Genomic DNA, 18,289 nt, shown 5'->3' with positions numbered 1-18,289 from the left:
CTGTCTGCACGGTCGAAGCTAAAGATAGGCACTCTAGAGCCACCGCGCATCCACTAAATCACCCAAAGGAATGATTTGCAGACGAACGTGAGTGCTAGCTCACAGCCAGCACCCACTTGAACCTCCGCCAAGACTCAGGCCGGCTGTCCGGCGGGCTGCTGGGCCGGGGTGCGCGGAAACACCAGCGCGGCGACAAAGGTCAGTGCGGCAAAGCCCGCGAGGATCAGGTACAGGCCGGCAAAACCCTGGCGCGGTTCGACAAAGGCGATCAATGGAATGGCCGTCGCGCTGGCCCCGAACGACAGGCAGTAGCGCAAGGCAAAGACCCGCGATTGCCACTGCGGCGCGACAAAATTGGCGACCATCGCATCATTCACCGTTACCTGGCCGAACACCACGAACATCAGCGCCGCGCCCAGGACCATCACCGACAGGCCGTCGACGTAGGCCAGGCCGAACAGCAAGGGTGCCTGGCACAGGGTCAGCACCACGAACGGCCACTTCAGGCTCATGCGGTCGAGCATCCGCCCGATGCTCAACTGCGCCACCGCGCCAAAGGCGTAGGCCAGGCTGACGATCACCCCGAGCAACTGCGGCGAAGCGAGCCACTCATGCAGGCGCTCCTGGAACAGTTTCGGGTAGGTCATGGTGGTGGCATTGAACACCACCCCGCCGGTGGCCGTGACCAGTGCCAGGACGCTGAACACCATGACCATGGAAATCTGCTGGCCGCTGGCGTTGCGCAGTTTCACATGGGGCTGCAGCGGGATCGGTTCTTCGCGCACCTGCAAGGCAAACAGCACACCGAGGATGATCGACACCGCCCCCGGCAGGATAAACGCCGAACGCCAGCCGAACTGCGCCACCAGAAAGCCGGTGACCAGCGCCGAAAACGCCACGCCGAGGTTGCCCCACATGCCGTTGACGCCGATTTCACGGCCACGGTTCTGCGCGTAGCTGACCAGCATCGCCGTGCCCACCGGGTGGTAGATCGCGGCGAAGACGCCCACCAGGGTCAGCCCCAGGGTCAGCATCGGTGCCGTGCTGCTCAGGCCGGTAAAGATCGATGCGGCGCCGATGCCGAAGAAGAACAGCAGCATCATGCTCCGCCGGCTCCAGTGGTCCCCCAGCCAGCCGGCCGGCAGCGAACAGGCGCCGAAGGCAATGAAGCCGCCCAGGGACAGGCCGATCATCTGGGCGAAGTCGAGACCAAAGGCCTGGCCCATGCCAAGCACGGCGGCGGGATAAATCAGCATGAACATGTGGTCGATCACATGAGCTGCATTGATGTAGCGGATTACGTTTCGGGGTTGGTTCATCGCGGCACACACGTCAGGATTGTTATCGGTCCGTTATGCTAAGTTGGCGGCAAAACGCATTTCTGCCAACAAACTCATCAAACCAGACAGACTTGTAGAATCAGACATGCTAATCAGCCACTTCCTACACGGCCCAGTCAGCGCCTATCCCCGCGACTACGTCGACGGTGCACACCAGGAACTGCACGTCCATCAGGAAGCGCAGTTGCTCTATGCCGTGTGCGGGGTCATGCGCCTGGTCACCGCCGAAGGCGCGTGGATCATCCCACCAACCCGCGCCGTGTGGATTCCGCCCTGGGTCGAGCATGAGATTTTCATGAGCGGCGAAGTGCGCATGCGGTCGTTATTTATCGCCGCCGAGTATTCCCCGGCCAACCTCCACGGTTGCTGTGTGCTGGCGGTGACGCCGTTGCTGCGGGAGTTGATCGTGCGTGCGGTGCAAGGGCCGGAACAGGCGAGCAACCCACTGATCCAGCAACTGATGCTGGAGGAGCTGGCGGCCCTGGAGAACCTGCCGCTGCATATCCCGATGCCAACGGATAGGCGCCTGCAACGGATCTGCCTGGCCCTGCTGGAAACCCCGGATCACCCCAACAGCCTGGAAGACTGGGCACAGCAGGTCGGCGCCAGCACCCGGACCCTGGCGCGGCTGTTCCAGCAGCAAGTGCGGATGAATTTCAATGCCTGGCGCCAGCAACTGCGCCTGATGGAGGCCTTGCCACGCCTGATCGCCGGGGAAAGCGTGCAGCACGTGGCCAAGGTGTTGGGCTATGGCAGCGCCCGGGCCTTCAGTTCGATGTTTCGTCGCCTGCTTGGCGACAACCCGCGGGACTACCTGAATGCCCTGAACCAGTTCAGTTCGATCAATGCATCTCGGTGAAGGCCAGCTTCACGCCGATGGCGATCAGCACCGCGCCCATGGTCCGGTCGAACCAGTGGCCCATGCGGGCGAAACCGGCGCGTACACGCTGCTGGCTGAACAGCATCGCCACCAGGCAGAACCACAGCGCGGTGGCCACGGCCAGGTAAACGCCGTAGCCGGCCTGGACCAGTAGCGGCGTGTGCGGGTTGATCACCACGGTGAACAGCGAGAGGAAAAACAGCGTGGCCTTGGGGTTCAGGCCATTGGTCACAAAGCCCGAGGTGAAGGCGCCGCGCGCGGTGCGCTCACCGACCTGCAAGGCCAGCTCGTCGCTCACCGGCTGGGCCGGCTTGGCGCGGATGGCCTTGAAACCGATGTACAGCAGGTAGGCCGCCGCCAGCCATTTCAAGGCGTTGAACAGCACGATCGATTGCGACACGATCAGGCCGATCCCCAGCAGCGAGTAGCCCACATGCAGGAAAATCGCCGTGCCGACGCCCAGCGCGGTCCAGGTGCCGGCACGTCGACCATGGGTCACGCTCTCGCGCACCACCACGGCAAAGTCCGGGCCGGGACTGGCCACCGCCAGCAGGTGAATCAGGGCAACGGTCAGGAATTCCGTCAGGTAGATGGACACGGCGATGGGCTCCTCGGTAACTGAATATGTCTGTTAGGCTCGTCACCTTACGCGTTCATCCAATAGCACAAAAGGTACAGTTGATGAGCAACTCCCGCCGCGCGGTATTTCTCGATCACCCTTCCCTGGATCTCGGCGATCTTGACCTCGATCCGCTGCGGGCCTGCTTCGACGAGCTGTGCCTGTATGCCACGACCACGCCGGAGACGGTCATCGAACACCTGAAAGGCGCCAGCGTCGCCATCAGCAACAAGGTCCCGTTGACCGCCACCACCCTGGCCGCCTGCCCCGAGCTGAAGCTGATCCTGATCAGCGCCACCGGCACCAACAATGTCGACCTGGCCGCCGCCCGCGCCCAGGGCATTACCGTGAGCAACTGCCAGGGTTATGGCACGCCGTCGGTGGCCCAGCACACCCTGATGTTGCTGCTGGCCCTGGCCACGCGCCTGACCGATTACCAGAAAGCCGTCGGTGAAGGCCGCTGGCAGCAGGCCAAGCAGTTCTGCCTGCTGGACTTCCCGATTGTCGAACTGGAGGGCAAGACCCTCGGCCTGCTCGGCCATGGCGAACTCGGCGGCGCGGTGGCGCGGCTCGCCGAAGCCTTCGGCATGCGTGTATTGCTCGGGCAGATTCCCGGTCGCCCGGCCCGGGCCGATCGCGTACCGCTGGAACAATTGCTACCGCAGGTCGATGCGCTGACCCTGCACTGCCCGCTCAACGAATACACCCGCCACTTTATCGGTGCCTCGGAACTCGCGCAGCTCAGGCCCGGGGCCTTTGTGGTCAACACCGCCCGCGGCGGCCTGATCGACGAACTGGCCCTGGCCGACGCCCTGCGCAGCGGCCACCTGGGCGGCGCCGCCACCGATGTGCTGAGCGTCGAACCGCCAACCAACGGCAACCCGCTGCTGGCCGGCGACATTCCGCGCCTGATCGTCACCCCCCACAACGCCTGGGGCAGCCGCGAGGCCCGGCAACGAATTGTCGGCCAGTTGGCGGAAAACGCCCTGGGTTTCTTCAACGGGGCAGCGTTGCGGGTTGTCAGTTGATAGACTGCGGCACTTTTTTCAGGGAGCAGACCATGGATCCGCGCAGTGAAGTACTGCTTCGTCAGGCCGATTATTTCCAGGGCAAGCTGTTGCTCGCCGGGCTGCCCGCCGACGACCTGCTCGGACGCCTGCCCAACGCCCACGGCTGGTGCTGGCACGCCGGCGATCAGGCGGCATTGGAGGCGCGCTTCGAAGGCCGCAGCCATTTTGGCGTGCATATCCCCGAGATCCCGTTCGACAGCGCCGTGGTGTTCCTGCCCAAGTCCAAGGACCTGACCGACTACCTGCTCAACGCCATCGCCTCGCGCCTGCCGGGTGGCGAGGTGTTCCTGGTCGGGGAAAAACGCAGCGGTATCGAAGGCGCGGCCAAGCAGCTCAACCCCTTCGGCAAGCCGCGCAAGCTCGACAGCGCCCGACATTGCCAGCTGTGGCAGGTCACCGTGGCCGAAGCACCGGTCGCCAAAACGCTGGAAAGCCTGGCGCAACATTACCAGCTGGACCTGGCCGAAGGGTCGCTCAAGGTGGTCAGCCTGCCCGGGGTATTCAGCCACGGCCGGCTGGATCGCGGCAGTGCCCTGTTGCTGGAACACCTGGACAAACTGCCGAGCGGCAACCTGCTGGACTTCGGTTGCGGCGCCGGTGTCCTCGGCGCGGCCGTGAAGCGGCGTTACCCGCACAACCACGTGATCCTGCTCGACGTCGACGCTTTTGCCACCGCCAGCAGTCGCCTGACCCTGGCCGCCAACGGCCTCGACGCCGAGGTGTTGACCGGTGACGGTATCGACGCCGCGCCCATGGGCTTGAGTGCGATCCTGAGCAATCCGCCGTTCCATGTCGGGGTTCACACCGATTACCTGGCGACGGAGAATTTGTTGCGAAAAGCAGCAAAACATCTGAAAAACGGCGGCGAACTTCGGCTGGTGGCGAACAGTTTCCTACGTTATCAGCCACTGATCGAAGAGCATCTCGGACGCTGCGTGACCAAGGCCGAGGGACAGGGCTTCCGGGTCTACAGCGCCAAGCGCGGTTGAAAAAGAAGGCTTGCGCAATGGATTCCGCCTAGGCAGAATCCGCTCCGTCCTAGGGGAGTAGTCTCCCACGAGCGCCACGCTCGTCCGGCATGCGTCAACATACTTGGTCAACAGGCCATGGCGCATGCGACCCACGGTCCGCACAGACGGGCCCGGGGTTTGACAAGACCTATGACACGAACACCTTACCCGGGGCGGGGAGGCTGTACGTGTCATAGCCGTGTCGACCCGCCCCTTAGGAAAACCTGATGCTGGATTCCCTGCTCGTCCCCACCGCAATCGTTGCCTTGGCCGAAATCGGCGACAAGACGCAGTTGCTCGCGCTCATTCTGGCTGCACGCTTTCGCAAGCCCTGGCCGATCATTGCCGGTATCGTGGCGGCGACCCTGGCCAACCATGCGGCAGCCGGCGCGGTAGGCGCCTGGTTCGGCAGTTTCTTCTCCGATGCGGTGTTGCACTGGATCCTCGCGGCGAGCTTTACCGCCACCGCCCTGTGGACCCTGGTGCCGGACAAGATCGACGATGACGAGACCACCACGGCGCGCAAGTTCGGCCCGTTCCTGACGACCCTGATCGCGTTCTTCCTCGCGGAAATCGGTGACAAGACCCAGATCGCCACGGTGATGCTGGCGGCGCAGTATCCGGAGCTGTGGCTGGTGATCATCGGCACCACCCTGGGTATGCTGATTGCCAACGTCCCGGTGGTACTGGCGGGCAACTTCGCCGCCGACAAGCTGCCGCTGACCCTGATCCGTCGCCTGGCGGCGACAGCGTTCTTCATCCTCGCGGTGGTCGCGGTGTACAAGGCGATGCAGAGCAGCGGCTGGATCTAAAGCAGGTTCCTTGTGGCGAGAGGGTTTGCCCTCTCGCTACACAGGGTCAGGACTTCCTGGCCTGCTGATACAACGGCATCACCTTCGGAATCGCTGCCTCCAACGAAGCAATACGACTATCGGACGCCGGGTGGGTGCTCATGAACTCCGGCGGCGCACCTTCAGCCGCCTTGCCCATCTTGTTCCACAGGCTGATGGCCGCGTTCGGGTTGTAGCCGGCGCGAGCCGCCAGCTCCAGGCCGATCAGGTCCGCCTCGTTCTCATTGGCCCGGCTGTTGGGCAAGGTCATGCCGTAGTTGGCCACGGTATCGGCCAGCGCCAGGCTGTCCTGTCCCAGGCCGAACAAGGCGCCCGCGCCCTGCTTCGCCATCTCGACCCCATAAGCCTTGGACATCGCTTCACGCCCGTGCTCGCGCAAGGCGTGGGCAATTTCATGGCCCATCACCGCGGCAATCTCGTCGTCACTCAGCTTGAGCTTATCGATCAGGCCACTGTAAAAGATGATCTTGCCGCCAGGACCGCAGTTGGCATTGAGCTCGTCACTCTTGATCAGATTGACCTCCCACTGCCATTGCGCCGAATCCGGACGGAAGGTCGGCGCCTGGGCGATCAGGCGCTTGGCGATCGCCTGGACCCGCTTGGCATTGGCGCTGGTCTTGTCCAGAACACCCTTGCCACCCGCCTCCCCCAGGGTCTTCTGATACGACTGCGCGTACATCTGGTCGACTTGCTGGCTCGACAGCAGGCTGAACATGTACTGCTTGCGCTCAACCCCGACCGCCCCCGCGTTGGTGGTGTTAACAGCCTGGCATCCGCCCAACAGCAAACTCGCGCTCAACGCGCCCAACACCCAAGCTCTAGCCATGAACACTCTCCCTGAAAACTGCGGCTATCCTAGGCGGTGATTTGTATCAATGCCAGATACAAACGACGTGTAGCACATCAATTTCGGATACATCACGCACCTCCCGTAGGAAAAGATTCATAAATCCGACAAAGCCGCGCGGAGCGGGCCTGCGTACCTATCCATTTGCGACCTGCACACATCCAAAGCAGTCATTTCGTCACTGGCCCCTCATGCTCGTGAAAAATGCAGCCGATACAAATTGGCAGATGTCACTCCTTGCGTCCGGGGCTCCCATGAAATTCAAGTCGATCCAGTTTTCCGTCGCGGCCCTGGCCGGGGCCATTATCCTCAGCGTGGTCGGGGCCCTGGTGGTCTACGCCCTGTTTTCCGGGGCCAGGACCCAGGACATGGTGCAACAGCGCACCCAGGCGCAATTCGAACAGGTGATCCAGCAGCGCCTGGATGCGCTGGCCCGCACCCAGGTCAGCCAGATCCAGCGCGAACTCGAAGCGCCGCTGCTGATTGCCGGCGGCCTGGTCCGGGTCAACAGCCTGATCGGCACCACCGGCGCCGACGGCAAGCCCGCCTTGAGCCTCAGCCGCGAACAACTGATCAGCCTGGTCAAGGAAAACGTCCAGCAGAACCCGAAGATCCTCGGCACCTATATCGGCTGGGAAAAGAACGCCCTGGACCACAACGACGCCGCCTATGTCGACACCAAGGTCGCCGGTATCGACCCCAAGGACGGCCGCTTTCTGCCCTGGTGGTTCCGTAACGACGACGGCACCCTCGGCGAGTCGAGCCTGGTGGATGTGGACGACCAGAAACTGCTCTCCACCGGCATCCGCGCCAGCGAGTACTACCTGTGCTCCAAGGAAACCAGGAAGTCCTGCGTGATCGACCCGGCGCCCTACAAGGTCGGCGACAAGATGGTCATGCTTGCCTCCTTTATCCAGCCGATCCTGCTCAACGGCGCGTTCCAGGGCATCGTCGGCGCCGACCTGTCGGTGAACTTCATTCAGGACATGCTGCTGGCCGCCAACCAGAAACTCTATGGCGGTGCCGGCAACATGGCGCTGGTGGGCAGCAATGGTCGCCTGGTGGCCTACACCAAGGACTCAAGCAAATTCGGCGAGAAGGCCGGGGACGTGCTCGGGGCCGACAAGGTCGCGACCATGGGCAAGCTCAATCGCGGCGAAGTGACCTATAACGTCGACAAGGACAAAGGCACCATCGAGCTCTACCTGCCCTTCGGCATCGGCCAGACCGACGCGCGCTGGACCCTGATGATGCAGCTGCCGCTGGACGCCGTCATGGCTGACCTGCACAAGCTGCAAGGCGACCTCGACACCCAGCGCAAGGCCGATGTCTTCGGCATGGCCATGGTCGGCCTGGTGATCGCTGGCCTGGGACTGTTGGTGATCTGGCTGGTGGGCCACGGCATCGCCCGTCCCCTCAAGCAGATGGTCGCCATGCTCGACGACATCGCCCAGGGCGAAGGCGACCTGACCCGGCGCCTGAGCAGCGACCGTGCCGACGAACTGGGCTCGATCGCCAAGGGTTTCAACACCTTCCTGATCAAGTTGCAGGCGATGATCACCCAGGTGGTGACCTCGGTGCAGAGTGTCAGCGACTCCTCCGAACACACCGCGGATATCGCGATCCGGACCAACCAGGGCGTGCACAAGCAGATGGCCGAGATCGACCAGGTGGCCACCGCCGTGCAGGAAATGACCGCCACCGCCCAGGACGTGGCGCGCAATGCGACCCAGGCGGCCCAGGCCGCCAGCCATGCCGACATGGCCGCCAGCGACGGGATGCGCATCGTCAAGGACACCTCGACCTCCATCGGCGCCCTGGCCCTGGAGATCGGCCGCGCGGTCAGCGTGGTGCAGACCCTGGCCAAGGACAGCGAGAACATCAATGCAATCCTGACGGCCATCCGCGGCATTGCCGAACAGACCAACCTGCTGGCGCTCAACGCCGCCATCGAAGCCGCCCGGGCCGGCGAGCAGGGTCGAGGCTTTGCGGTGGTGGCCGATGAAGTGCGCAACCTGGCGCAGAAGACCCAGAAGGCCACGGAAGAAATCCAGTCGATGATCCAGCAGTTGCAGCAAGGCACCCGCGACGTGGTCAAGGTCATGGAAGACAGCCAGGCCAAGACCGACGAAAGCGTGCAGCACGCGGCCAAGGCGGCCCAGGCGCTGGAAAGCATCACCCAGGCGGTGTCGGTGATCAACGACATGAACACCCAGATCGCCAGCGCGGCCGAGGAACAGAGCGCGGTGGCCGACGACATCAACCGCAACGTGATCAATATCGGCCAGGTGGCCAATGAAGTAGCGGGCGGCGCCGACGAGTCGAGCGCGGCCAGTGCGCAATTGACCAAGCTGGCGGAGCAGCAGCGGCGATTGATCAATCAGTTCAGGGTGTAGGACTTCACCGAATCAACCCGGCGTCAGGCACTCCGGCGCATTGAGCTTCGGATCGTTCACCAGATTGGCCAGCACCCGCTCGCGCAAGGGCGCCTGGGGGCTGGCCAGCAGCGCCTGCAAATCCGTCATGGAGGCCTGCGCCGACAACCAGGTTTCCTGCCCCGCCGCATCCAGGATCAGCGGCCGCCGTTGATTCGACGCCGCCTGGGTCACCACCGCGGTGCTCAACCAGACATGCCCATCCACCGGATAGGCCTCCCAGATCGCCGCAAAAAACAGGCTCGACCCTTCCGCCGGCGTCAGCCAATAAGGCCGCTTGCGCTGGGTTCCGCGCCACTCGTAGAAACCGTTGGCCGGCAGCAGGCAACGCCGCTCGCGGAACGCCTGGCGAAACATCGGCTGCTCGGCCAGGGTTTCGGCCCGGGCATGGGCCGGTGTCTTCGACAGATCGGTCAGCCACGCCGGGGTCAGCCCCCAGCGGGCACGGGCCAGCTCACGCTGCCCCTCGGCGACACGCAGGATCAGCACCGAATCATTGGGCGAAATATTCCACTGCGCCTGCTGGTCGGCGGGAAAGCCGGGCAAGGCCGCGAAGGTGGGGTTCCAGCGAAACAGGGCATAACGTCCACACATGGGGCAATACGGCTCTTTTCAAAAACGCGGGGCAATCAAGGTACAACACAGCCCCTGTAGGAGCTGGCTTGCCTGCGATGAGGCCCTTGAGCCTTGCAGCGCCCTGACGGACGCCATCGCCAGCAAGCCGGCTCCCACAAGGTGCGCGGTGCTTTCAAGAAACTAACAGACCAGCACATCCGGAAAACTCTCCGGCTCGTCGCCGGCCAGCGGCAACGCCGCATTGTACGCGGCGATCAGTTCCCGCGCGCATTGCGCCTGGTCATTGTCCACCGCCAGGGCCAGCAAGCCGAAGACCGGCAACTCTCCCACCCCACCCAGCAAGTCACGCCCCGCCAGGTGCGCCTGAATCCCTTCACTGGCGAGCATGCCTTGCAGCAGCTCGCCTTCCATCAGGTTTTCCGGCTCGTAGATACGCTGCATGGGGGCGCCCTCATCGCTCGTTCTCGCTGTAAACGTCGAGCATCCATTCCTCGCCATCGGTCTGCAGGACAAAGGTGATCGGTCGACAACACACCGCACAGTCCTCGATATAACTCTGGTCGCCGCCAGTCAGATCCAGGACCGCCTCACCGATTTCACCACAATAGGGACATTCGTAACGCTCAGTTTCCAGCATCGCGGCCTCCGAAGTGACTTGTGCGTATAATCGCCGGTCTATTTGCAAGGCTATTTTATGTCTGGGCTTTATTTTCCAGACCGGGCTTTGTTATTTATCACTCAAACCTCTACTTACCCTAGCCGTTTCCAACAAGAGAGAATATGGGCGAATTCGATACCATCCGACCTTACGACGACAGTGAAGTACCGGCCGTCATGGCCCGGCTGTTCGGCGACCAGGCGTTTCTAGATATCCTCACCCACTTCCGCTTCCCGCGCCTGGCCGGTGCCTTCGGCTGGCTGCTCAGACCCTTGATCGCCCACCGCCTGCGCCGTGAGTTCGCCGGCGTGACCTCGGTCGCCACCTTGCAGGACAAGGTCGAGGTCTACGTCGACCAGACCATCGAGCGCGCCACCGACGGCGTCACCTACACCGGCGTCGAACAGTTCAAGTCAGGCCAGGCCTACCTGTTCCTGGCCAACCACCGGGACATCGTGATGGACCCGGCGTTCGTCAACTATGCCGTGTATCACGCCGGTTTGCCCACACCGCGTATCGCCATCGGTGACAACCTGCTGCAGAAGCCGTTTGTCAGCGACCTGATGCGCCTGAACAAGAGCTTTATCGTGCACCGCTCGATCGCCGGACGGCGGGAAAAGATGGCCGCCTATCAATTGCTCTCGGCCTATATCAACCATTCGATCCGTCATGATTGCCAGTCGATCTGGATCGCCCAGGCCGAAGGCCGGGCCAAGGACGGTGATGACCGTACCGAATCGGCGATCCTGAAAATGTTCCACATGAGCCGCAAGGACGAGCCGTTCGCCGAGGTCATCCGTTCGCTGAACCTGACTCCCGTGTCCATCAGCTACGAATATGATCCCTGCGACCAGGCCAAGGCCCGCGAGTTGTATATCCGCGCCACCACCGGCAGCTACACCAAGGCGCCAGGCGAGGATGACGTCAGCATCGCCAAGGGCATCACCGGCTACAAGGGCCGGGTCCATGTGAATTTCGCCGCGCCACTGACCGGTGAGTTCGAGGACACCAAGGTCCTGGCCACGGAAATGGACCGGCAGATCCTCGAAGGTTATCGCCTGTTCCCGGTGCATTACCTGGCGTATGCCCAGTGGAGCAACGCCGATCCGCAATTGCAGGTACCGGGCGCCGCCCAGGTGTTTGCCGCCGACGAACTGGCCAAGGCCCAGGCGCAATGGCAGGAACGCCTGGACGCCTGCCCGGTCGAGCACCGTCCGTACCTGGTGCAGCAATACGCCACGCCGGTGCGTAATCAGTATCGGGTCAAAGCCGGTCTGGGGCTTCCATAGCCACGATCTGCAAACAACAACGGCGCCCACGGGCGCCGTTGTTGTTTCTGTTGGTCGGGTTAATTTCCGTTGTCACCGGAACGTCACCTTAACAAGCCAGTCTGTCGCCCCTCGATAGCCCACGGAGCTTGTCATGCTGCACGCAGAAAACCAGGATCGGCTTTATCTGATCGCCCCCAGTGACGAACAGCAAGCCCTGGTGGACGCCATGTCGTTCAATGTCCAGGACCGCCATTGGCTGGTCTATTGCGCCCTGGGCGGGCACCAGCACGCCGACCTGCCGGAAGCCGATCTGCTGACCGGAGTGAGCATGCTGGATCTTTATGTGGAGGCGGCGTGAGCCGGCTCCACACCACTCAGCTTACTCGCTCAGCACTTGGCCGATTTTCGGGTCCTTGAACACCCGGGTCAGCGCATCGCTCAACACGTCGCTGATCAACTTGGTGTTCGACTCTTCGTTCGGCGCCATGCCGAAACGCTGGTTCAACGACGCCCCGTAGCTACCGCTGTAACGACGGTTGGCGTTGGTCACATCGGAGCGGAAGTTGGCTCCGATGGTCGCTTCGGTCACGTAGACGCCTTCTTTCGGCGACTGATAGGTCAGGTCGGACAAGGTCACGGTCAGGGTCGGCGCATTCATCGCATTCGGCGAAGGGGTAAAACCCAACAGGCGCACGGCCGCTTCAGCCTGGGCCTGCAGTTTCGGGATCAGGTCGGCGCCTTGCACGGTAATCGCGCTGGTTTCAGGGTACAGACCGCCCCGCGTGCCCAATACCGGCGAACGACGACCGTCCACCACCCGCACCACCACCGGCTGGCCATGACCGACCGGCGCCAGTTGAGTAGTGAGCGTGGGCTGCGGGCTGAGTTGTTGCGGGCTGTTGGCACAGCCGACAAGTGTCAAACTGGTTACAGTGATCAAACCGAACAACAGGCGTTGCAACATGCTCATCTCTCCAAGGACCAGGCATCATTCAGACGCTGAGTATAGCGGGGCCCGGGCGTCGCTCACCAGCGCCACCACGGCTTGCTGAAAAGTCTGACAAACCCGGCCGGCCAGCGTTCCCGTCACAAGCCTGTCACAGGGTTCTGCAACCCTGCGCACGGCCTCTGAACGATGCCGCTGCCCGGCATCTGACCAGATGTCGAATAAAAGTCATTAAACACGACCATTTCCCCCCGTTTCTTAGTTACAATCTCCCCCCGATTATAAGGACGTCTCCTGATCGGGCCTCGCAGCACCGCCAATGCGCTTGCATCGGCACCTTCGTATTGCCCACAGAGAGCCGCCCACACAGATCGAGTGAAGCCGGCGAGCTTGCTGTTACCTGCGCAAACCACCGTTTTCAGCGAATCTGCCAGAGCTGCCCTTGTGCTCGCTCACTGAGTTGTTGGCCCGTGCCGCCTGCCCTTCCCGGCGGGTATTCGCACCGCGGGCCCGGTGACAGACCGCGGCAGCCCTTTTTTGAGGTTCACGTCTTCAAAAGAGCGTGAAAAAACGGGTTTTCACAACTTCACGAGAGTGTGGCGAACAAATGAATAGTTTCGCGTCTGAACAGGCACCATCAGCGTCCCCAACGGCCTCATCACACAGGACCCGATACACCCCGACAGGTGCTTGACGCCTGTTCGCTTACGGATTTGGTTGCACGAATCGGACGCTCTTGACCATAAGTCGAATTGCCCGTGTTGCCCACACATGCGTTCATACGCACCTTGGGCCCACCGGCAGCGTCCGCTGAAGTTGCAAGAAATTGCGAAGAATCGGACATGGCCATCCTGGTCGGGTCATTGCTGGGCTAACGTCAAACGTGCCCCGCCCATGCCCGGCAGCCATGCCGTCAATGTGGTGCTGCAGATTTTGGAGACGCGTTAATGGCGCATAACGAAGCAGTTGATGTGGTCCTGGTTGGGGCCGGCATCATGAGTGCCACCCTTGCGGTGCTGCTCAAGGAGCTCGACCCCGCGATCAAGCTGGAAGTCGTCGAGCTGATGGATTCCGGTGCCGCGGAGAGTTCCAACCCGTGGAACAACGCCGGCACCGGCCATGCCGGGCTGTGCGAGCTGAACTACACGCCGCAGGCGGCTGACGGCTCCATCGACATCAAGAAAGCCGTGCACATCAACACCCAGTTCGAGGTGTCGAAGCAGTTCTGGGCCTATCTGACCCAGAAAGGCACCTTCGGCTCGTGCAAATCCTTCATCAGCCCGGTGCCGCACCTGAGTTTCGTCCAGGGCGAAAAAGGCGTGGAGTTCCTCAAGAAGCGCTTTGAAGCCATGCATCCGCACCATGCCTTCGCCGAGATGGAGTACACCGAAGACCGCGCGAAGATGGCCGAGTGGATGCCGCTGATGATGCCGGGCCGCGCGGCCGACGAGGCGATTGCCGCGACCCGCGTGATGAAAGGCACCGACGTCAACTTCGGCGCCCTGACCAATCAGTTGCTCAAGCACCTGACCAGCACACCCGATGCCCAGGTCAAGTACTGCAAGCGCGTCACCGGCCTCAAGCGCAATGGCGCCGGCTGGACCGTAAGCATCAAGGATGTGAACAGCGGCAACAGCCGTGACGTCGATGCCAAGTTCGTCTTCCTCGGTGCCGGTGGCGCGGCGCTGCCGCTGCTGCAGGCTTCGGGCATCGAGGAAAGCAAGGGTTTCGGCGGCTTCCCGGTAAGCGGCCAATGGCTGCGCTGCGACAACCCGGATGTGGTCAAGCACCACCAGGCCAAGGTCTACAGCCAGGCCGCCGTGGGTTCGCCACCGATGTCCGTGCCGCACCTGGACACCCGCGTGGTCGATGGCAAGAAATCCCTGCTGTTCGGGCCTTATGCCGGTTTCACCACCAAGTTCCTCAAGCACGGTTCGCTGATGGACCTGCCACTGTCGGTACGCGCCGGCAATATCGGCCCGATGCTGGCCGTGGCCCGTGACAACATGGACCTGACCAAGTACCTGATCAGCGAAGTGATGCAGTCCATGGAGCAGCGCCTGGAATCCCTGCGCCGCTTCTACCCGGAGGTGAAAGCCGAGGACTGGCGCCTGGAAACGGCCGGCCAGCGGGTGCAGATCATCAAGAAAGACGCGAAGAAAGGCGGCGTCCTGCAGTTCGGTACCGAACTGGTGGCGGCGAAGGACGGCTCGCTGGCCGCCCTGCTCGGTGCATCGCCGGGCGCTTCGGTGACCGTGTCGATCATGCTGGAACTGATCGAGCGCTGCTTCGCGGACAAGGCCAAGGGTGAGTGGGCAGCCAAGCTCCACGAAATCTTCCCGGCACGGGAAAAAGTCCTGGAGACGGATGCAGCGTTGTATCGCCAGATCAATGCGCAGAACAACGTCCGCCTGGAACTGGTTGAGCCGAGCAGCGAGACCGAAAGCTACGCTTGAGGTGATCGCTGACAAAAAACGCCCCGCTCTTCGGTTGAAGAGCGGGGCGTTTTTTTTGGTCAGGATTCAACGAAAGCCCGCGTTATCGTTCATCGCGAGCAAGCTTGCGCCTACAGGAATGGCGCCGTACGCGAAATGTCGGTTCGCCGCAGCATTGTAGGAGCAAGCTTGCTCGCGATGCAGGCAACGCGGTCTTGAATCTTACCCGCGAGCCTTGTCGATCAACTCGATATAGTCGCCGGCATTACGCTGGTCGCGGATCAGGCTCACGAAGTCCTGGCCGTGCTCGTCTTTACCGTCGAGGTCGTAACCGGCTTCCTTGAAGAACCCCAGGAAGCGCTCGAAATCGTCGATACGCAGTCCACGGTAGGCCTTGATCAGTTTGTGCAGGGACGGCGAAGTGGCGTCGACCGGCTCGAAATCGAGAAACAACTTGATCTGCGCATCGCCGATCTCGTCACCAATCACCTGTTTCTTATCTTTGCGCATTACCGGCTCCAGCCAACAGACATTACACGGGGCAGGCAGTTTACCCCCGCCTCTGCTCCGGTCTCAACGAGTACGAACTGATCCGGTCCACACAGGCGCCAACGGCTCAACCCCGAGCGTAAAAACTGTGCTCCGAAGCCCGCACGCGGCGTCTAGCAGCATGTAGCCCCGCAACCCGGCGGGAAGTGACTGCGAGCCCGAGCATGCAAGCGCTGTTGAACGAGATCCTCGATGAAGTCCGGCCCTTGATCGGCCAGGGCAAGGTGGCCAATTACATTCCGGCGCTGGCGGATGTGCCGGCCAATCAGTTGGGTATTGCCGTGTATGGCAACGACGGCGAAATGTTCTGCGCCGGCGACGCACAGACGCCGTTCTCGATCCAGAGTATTTCCAAGGTCTTCAGCCTGGTGCAGGCGATCAACCACTCCGGCGAGGCCATCTGGGAGCGGCTGGGCCATGAACCCTCCGGACAGCCGTTCAACTCGCTGGTGCAGCTGGAGTTCGAACGCGGTCGCCCACGTAACCCGTTTATCAACGCCGGCGCCCTGGTGATCTGCGATATCAATCAATCGCGCTTCGCCGCGCCGGCACTGTCGATGCGCGATTTCGCCCGGCGCCTGTCGGGCAATATGCAGGTCATGGTGGACGGCAAGGTGGCCGAGTCGGAGTACCAGCACCGGGCGCGCAACGCGGCCATGGCCTATCTGATGCAGTCATTCGGCAATTTTCACAACGATGTCGAAGCCGTGCTGCGCAGCTATTTCAGCCACTGCGCCCTGCGCATGAACTGCATCGACCTGGCGCGGGCGTTCGGTTTCCTGGCCAATGACGGCTTCTGCAAGCACAGCGGCGAGCAGATCCTGACCCGGCGCCAGACCCAGCAGGTCAACTCGATCATGGCCACCAGCGGGCTGTATGACGAGGCCGGGAACTTTGCCTATCGCGTCGGCTTGCCGGGTAAGAGCGGTGTCGGTGGAGGGATTGTCGCGGTGGTGCCGGGACGCTTTACCGTGTGCGTCTGGGCACCGGAGCTGAATGTGGCGGGCAACTCGTTGGTGGGGATGGCGGCGTTGGAGCTGCTGAGCGAGCGGATTGGTTGGTCGGTGTTTTAAAAACACCACAATGTGGCGAGCGGGGTTGCTCAAATACCAGTCAGTTAAGGAAGTGAGATATTGAAAACGCCAAATAACCTGTAGGAGCAGGGCTTGCCCGCGAAGCTTTTGGCGATTTTACGGGCCCCTTCGCTGGCAAGCCATGCTCCTACAGGATTGATGGCGTCCTTGAGACTCAGGTAATCGGCGCCGGATTGAACAAGGTAATGTCGTTGTGCAGCTTGTGCTGCTCGGCCCAGGTCTTTTTCCGGCCGCTGGCGACATCCAGGTAGTAGTTGAACAACTCCCAACCCAGGTCCTCGATCGTTGCCCGCCCGGTGGCAATCCGCCCGGCATCGATATCGATCAGGTCCGGCCAACGCTGTGCCAGCTCGGTACGGGTCGAAACCTTCACCACCGGCGCCATCGCCAGCCCATAAGGCGTACCCCGCCCGGTGGTGAACACATGCAGGTTCATCCCGGCCGCCAGCTGCAAGGTACCGCAGACAAAATCACTGGCAGGCGTCGCACAGAAAATCAGGCCCTTGCGCGTAAAACGTTCGCCAGGGCCAAGCACGCCGTTGATCGCACTGCTGCCGGACTTGACGATGGAGCCCAGGGACTTCTCGACAATATTCGACAACCCGCCCTTCTTGTTCCCCGGCGTGGTATTCGCGCTGCGGTCCGCCTCGCCCTTGGCCAGGTAGCGGTCGTACCAGTCCATCTCACGCACCAGCGCCTCGGCCACCGGCAGGTTTTCTGCCCGCGAGGTCAGCAGGTAGATCGCATCACGCACTTCCGTCACTTCGGAAAACATCACCGTCGCCCCGGCCCGCAGCAGTAGGTCGGAGGCATAACCCAAGGCCGGGTTGGCGGTGATCCCGGAAAACGCATCACTGCCGCCACACTGCATGCCGAGGATCAGCTCCGACGCCGGCACGGTTTCCCGACGCCGCAGATCGAGCTTCTTCAGACGGGTTTCCGCCAACGCCATGATCTGCTCGATCATCTCGGTAAACCCGTGACTGGAATCCTGCAGCCGATACAACCAGGGCTCACTCAGATCCACCGAGCTGTCGCCCTCGTGCATCACCTGGCCGGCCTGCAACTTCTCGCAGCCCAGGCTGATCACCAGCGCTTCACCGCCCAGGTTCGGGTTGCGCGCCAGGTTGCGCACGGTGCGGATCGGGATATAGGCATCGGTCGCGGTAATCGCCACGCCGCAGCCATAGCTGTGGGTCAATGCCACCACGTCATCGACATGGGGGTACTTGGGCAGCAATTCATCCTTGATACGCTTGACCGCATGGTCCAGCACACCGGTGACGCACTGCACCGTGGTGGTGATGCCGAGGATATTGCGCGTACCGACGGTACCGTCGGCATTGCGATAACCTTCGAAGGTGAAACCCTCAAGCGGCGCCTGGGCCGCCGGCACATCGGTGGACAGCGGCAGGCTGTCCAGCGGCGGCGCGGTAGGCATGCGCAGTTGATCTTCCTTGACCCAACTGCCCTGGGGAATCGGCAGCAACGCATAACCGATAACCTGGCCGTAGCGGATCACTTCGCCGCCCTCGGCGATATCCACCAGCGTCACCTTGTGGCTCTGGGGAATGTGCTCGCGGGTCACCAGGCCGTCCGGGAACTCGGTACCGGCCGGTACACCCTGGTCATTGACCACGATCACCACATTGTCCCGCTCGTGCAGGCGGATATAGCGCGGCGAGTCGGAATGTTCAATCAACTGCAT

The 18,289-nt window shown here is 62.3% G+C and carries 18 protein-coding genes and 1 riboswitch; of the genes, 9 read left to right on the top strand and 9 right to left on the bottom strand.

The features are described from left to right. Window positions 1-134: 134 nt before the first annotated feature. On the bottom strand, window positions 135-1,319 hold the full coding sequence (locus M5C01_RS28515) for an MFS transporter (protein WP_152741194.1): 1,185 nt from the start codon (window positions 1,317-1,319) through the stop codon (window positions 135-137). A gap of 106 nt (window positions 1,320-1,425) precedes the next feature. Between M5C01_RS28515 and M5C01_RS28510 the strand changes: the two genes are divergently transcribed. Continuing rightward, a complete protein-coding gene (locus M5C01_RS28510) occupies window positions 1,426-2,199 on the top strand; it encodes a helix-turn-helix transcriptional regulator (RefSeq protein ID WP_152741195.1) in 774 nt (257 codons plus the stop codon). Here the strand turns inward: M5C01_RS28510 and M5C01_RS28505 are convergent. After that, window positions 2,183-2,812: a LysE family transporter gene (locus M5C01_RS28505; protein WP_103494602.1), complete on the bottom strand. Its 630-nt coding sequence runs from the start codon at window positions 2,810-2,812 to the stop codon at window positions 2,183-2,185. The genes M5C01_RS28510 and M5C01_RS28505 overlap by 17 nt on opposite strands. An 89-nt stretch (window positions 2,813-2,901) precedes the next feature. Here M5C01_RS28505 and M5C01_RS28500 point away from each other — a divergent pair, with 89 nt between their 5' ends. From M5C01_RS28500 to M5C01_RS28490, 3 genes are all read left to right on the top strand, one after another. Next, on the top strand, window positions 2,902-3,867 hold the full coding sequence (locus M5C01_RS28500; protein WP_152741196.1) for a 2-hydroxyacid dehydrogenase: 966 nt from the start codon (window positions 2,902-2,904) through the stop codon (window positions 3,865-3,867). Window positions 3,868-3,899: 32 nt separating this feature from the next. After that, the gene (locus tag M5C01_RS28495; protein WP_152741197.1) at window positions 3,900-4,898 is read left to right on the top strand and encodes a class I SAM-dependent methyltransferase; all 999 of its coding nucleotides are present in this window, start codon (window positions 3,900-3,902) and stop codon (window positions 4,896-4,898) included. A gap of 40 nt (window positions 4,899-4,938) precedes the next feature. Continuing rightward, window positions 4,939-5,058, top strand: a riboswitch (yybP-ykoY riboswitch). Window positions 5,059-5,146: 88 nt separating this feature from the next. Further along, entirely contained in the window at window positions 5,147-5,731 is a 585-nt protein-coding gene (locus tag M5C01_RS28490) for a TMEM165/GDT1 family protein (protein WP_103494490.1), read from the top strand. A 46-nt stretch (window positions 5,732-5,777) separates the two neighbouring features. On the opposite strand, the gene M5C01_RS28485 is transcribed toward M5C01_RS28490, so the two are convergent. After that, window positions 5,778-6,596: a M48 family metallopeptidase gene (locus M5C01_RS28485; protein WP_152741198.1), complete on the bottom strand. Its 819-nt coding sequence runs from the start codon at window positions 6,594-6,596 to the stop codon at window positions 5,778-5,780. A 275-nt stretch (window positions 6,597-6,871) separates the two neighbouring features. On the opposite strand from M5C01_RS28485, the gene M5C01_RS28480 reads away from it, so the two are divergent. After that, window positions 6,872-9,013, top strand: a complete 2,142-nt coding sequence (locus M5C01_RS28480) for a methyl-accepting chemotaxis protein (RefSeq protein WP_152741199.1) — start codon at window positions 6,872-6,874, stop codon at window positions 9,011-9,013. 12 nt (window positions 9,014-9,025) lie between these two features. On the opposite strand, the gene M5C01_RS28475 is transcribed toward M5C01_RS28480, so the two are convergent. The 3 genes from M5C01_RS28475 to M5C01_RS28465 form a co-directional block, all read right to left on the bottom strand. After that, window positions 9,026-9,646, bottom strand: a complete 621-nt coding sequence (locus M5C01_RS28475) for an SOS response-associated peptidase (protein WP_152741200.1) — start codon at window positions 9,644-9,646, stop codon at window positions 9,026-9,028. 162 nt (window positions 9,647-9,808) lie between these two features. Next, on the bottom strand, window positions 9,809-10,069 hold the full coding sequence (locus M5C01_RS28470) for a DUF2007 domain-containing protein (RefSeq protein WP_152741201.1): 261 nt from the start codon (window positions 10,067-10,069) through the stop codon (window positions 9,809-9,811). 10 nt (window positions 10,070-10,079) lie between these two features. Then, the gene (locus M5C01_RS28465) at window positions 10,080-10,265 is read right to left on the bottom strand and encodes a CPXCG motif-containing cysteine-rich protein (RefSeq protein WP_103494740.1); all 186 of its coding nucleotides are present in this window, start codon (window positions 10,263-10,265) and stop codon (window positions 10,080-10,082) included. 143 nt (window positions 10,266-10,408) lie between these two features. Between M5C01_RS28465 and M5C01_RS28460 the strand changes: the two genes are divergently transcribed. Continuing rightward, a complete protein-coding gene (locus M5C01_RS28460; protein ID WP_152741202.1) occupies window positions 10,409-11,575 on the top strand; it encodes a 1-acyl-sn-glycerol-3-phosphate acyltransferase in 1,167 nt (388 codons plus the stop codon). A 133-nt stretch (window positions 11,576-11,708) separates the two neighbouring features. Next, on the top strand, window positions 11,709-11,915 hold the full coding sequence (locus tag M5C01_RS28455) for a hypothetical protein (RefSeq protein ID WP_100941253.1): 207 nt from the start codon (window positions 11,709-11,711) through the stop codon (window positions 11,913-11,915). 21 nt (window positions 11,916-11,936) lie between these two features. Here M5C01_RS28455 and M5C01_RS28450 read toward each other — a convergent pair whose 3' ends face one another. Further along, complete coding sequence (locus M5C01_RS28450; RefSeq protein ID WP_103494744.1) at window positions 11,937-12,521, bottom strand: YajG family lipoprotein; 585 nt, start codon at window positions 12,519-12,521, stop codon at window positions 11,937-11,939. Window positions 12,522-13,450: 929 nt separating this feature from the next. On the opposite strand from M5C01_RS28450, the gene mqo reads away from it, so the two are divergent. Further along, window positions 13,451-14,959, top strand: coding sequence for a malate dehydrogenase (quinone) (mqo, locus tag M5C01_RS28445; RefSeq protein ID WP_152741203.1), 1,509 nt, complete (start codon window positions 13,451-13,453; stop codon window positions 14,957-14,959). 201 nt (window positions 14,960-15,160) lie between these two features. Here the strand turns inward: mqo and M5C01_RS28440 are convergent, their stop codons facing one another. Continuing rightward, window positions 15,161-15,448 (bottom strand): PA4642 family protein, encoded by a 288-nt coding sequence (locus M5C01_RS28440; protein ID WP_103494737.1) that lies wholly within the window; start codon window positions 15,446-15,448, stop codon window positions 15,161-15,163. A gap of 203 nt (window positions 15,449-15,651) precedes the next feature. Between M5C01_RS28440 and glsB the strand changes: the two genes are divergently transcribed. Then, window positions 15,652-16,560 (top strand): glutaminase B, encoded by a 909-nt coding sequence (gene glsB, locus M5C01_RS28435; RefSeq protein WP_103494736.1) that lies wholly within the window; start codon window positions 15,652-15,654, stop codon window positions 16,558-16,560. 175 nt (window positions 16,561-16,735) lie between these two features. Here the strand turns inward: glsB and garD are convergent, their stop codons facing one another. Further along, window positions 16,736-18,289 (bottom strand): galactarate dehydratase, encoded by a 1,554-nt coding sequence (garD, locus tag M5C01_RS28430; protein ID WP_103494735.1) that lies wholly within the window; start codon window positions 18,287-18,289, stop codon window positions 16,736-16,738.

This window comes from Pseudomonas sp. MWU12-2319 (assembly GCF_023242525.1).
In the GTDB taxonomy this organism is placed as follows: Bacteria; Pseudomonadota; Gammaproteobacteria; order Pseudomonadales; family Pseudomonadaceae; genus Aquipseudomonas; species Aquipseudomonas gingeri_D.
This window is presented reverse-complemented; position numbering and strand designations above follow the sequence as displayed.

Coding starts and splice junctions, on each gene's coding strand:
- M5C01_RS28440 (WP_103494737.1), bottom strand. CDS start 15,448: ATGCGCAAAGATAAGAAACAGGTGATTGGTGACGAGATCGGCGATGCG.
- M5C01_RS28475 (WP_152741200.1), bottom strand. CDS start 9,646: ATGTGTGGACGTTATGCCCTGTTTCGCTGGAACCCCACCTTCGCGGCC.
- M5C01_RS28510 (WP_152741195.1), top strand. CDS start 1,426: ATGCTAATCAGCCACTTCCTACACGGCCCAGTCAGCGCCTATCCCCGC.
- M5C01_RS28500 (WP_152741196.1), top strand. CDS start 2,902: ATGAGCAACTCCCGCCGCGCGGTATTTCTCGATCACCCTTCCCTGGAT.
- M5C01_RS28515 (WP_152741194.1), bottom strand. CDS start 1,319: ATGAACCAACCCCGAAACGTAATCCGCTACATCAATGCAGCTCATGTG.
- M5C01_RS28460 (WP_152741202.1), top strand. CDS start 10,409: ATGGGCGAATTCGATACCATCCGACCTTACGACGACAGTGAAGTACCG.
- M5C01_RS28455 (WP_100941253.1), top strand. CDS start 11,709: ATGCTGCACGCAGAAAACCAGGATCGGCTTTATCTGATCGCCCCCAGT.
- glsB (WP_103494736.1), top strand. CDS start 15,652: ATGCAAGCGCTGTTGAACGAGATCCTCGATGAAGTCCGGCCCTTGATC.
- M5C01_RS28490 (WP_103494490.1), top strand. CDS start 5,147: ATGCTGGATTCCCTGCTCGTCCCCACCGCAATCGTTGCCTTGGCCGAA.
- M5C01_RS28450 (WP_103494744.1), bottom strand. CDS start 12,521: ATGTTGCAACGCCTGTTGTTCGGTTTGATCACTGTAACCAGTTTGACA.
- M5C01_RS28465 (WP_103494740.1), bottom strand. CDS start 10,265: ATGCTGGAAACTGAGCGTTACGAATGTCCCTATTGTGGTGAAATCGGT.
- M5C01_RS28480 (WP_152741199.1), top strand. CDS start 6,872: ATGAAATTCAAGTCGATCCAGTTTTCCGTCGCGGCCCTGGCCGGGGCC.
- mqo (WP_152741203.1), top strand. CDS start 13,451: ATGGCGCATAACGAAGCAGTTGATGTGGTCCTGGTTGGGGCCGGCATC.
- M5C01_RS28470 (WP_152741201.1), bottom strand. CDS start 10,069: ATGCAGCGTATCTACGAGCCGGAAAACCTGATGGAAGGCGAGCTGCTG.
- M5C01_RS28495 (WP_152741197.1), top strand. CDS start 3,900: ATGGATCCGCGCAGTGAAGTACTGCTTCGTCAGGCCGATTATTTCCAG.
- garD (WP_103494735.1), bottom strand. CDS start 18,289: ATGCAGTTGATTGAACATTCCGACTCGCCGCGCTATATCCGCCTGCAC.
- M5C01_RS28485 (WP_152741198.1), bottom strand. CDS start 6,596: ATGGCTAGAGCTTGGGTGTTGGGCGCGTTGAGCGCGAGTTTGCTGTTG.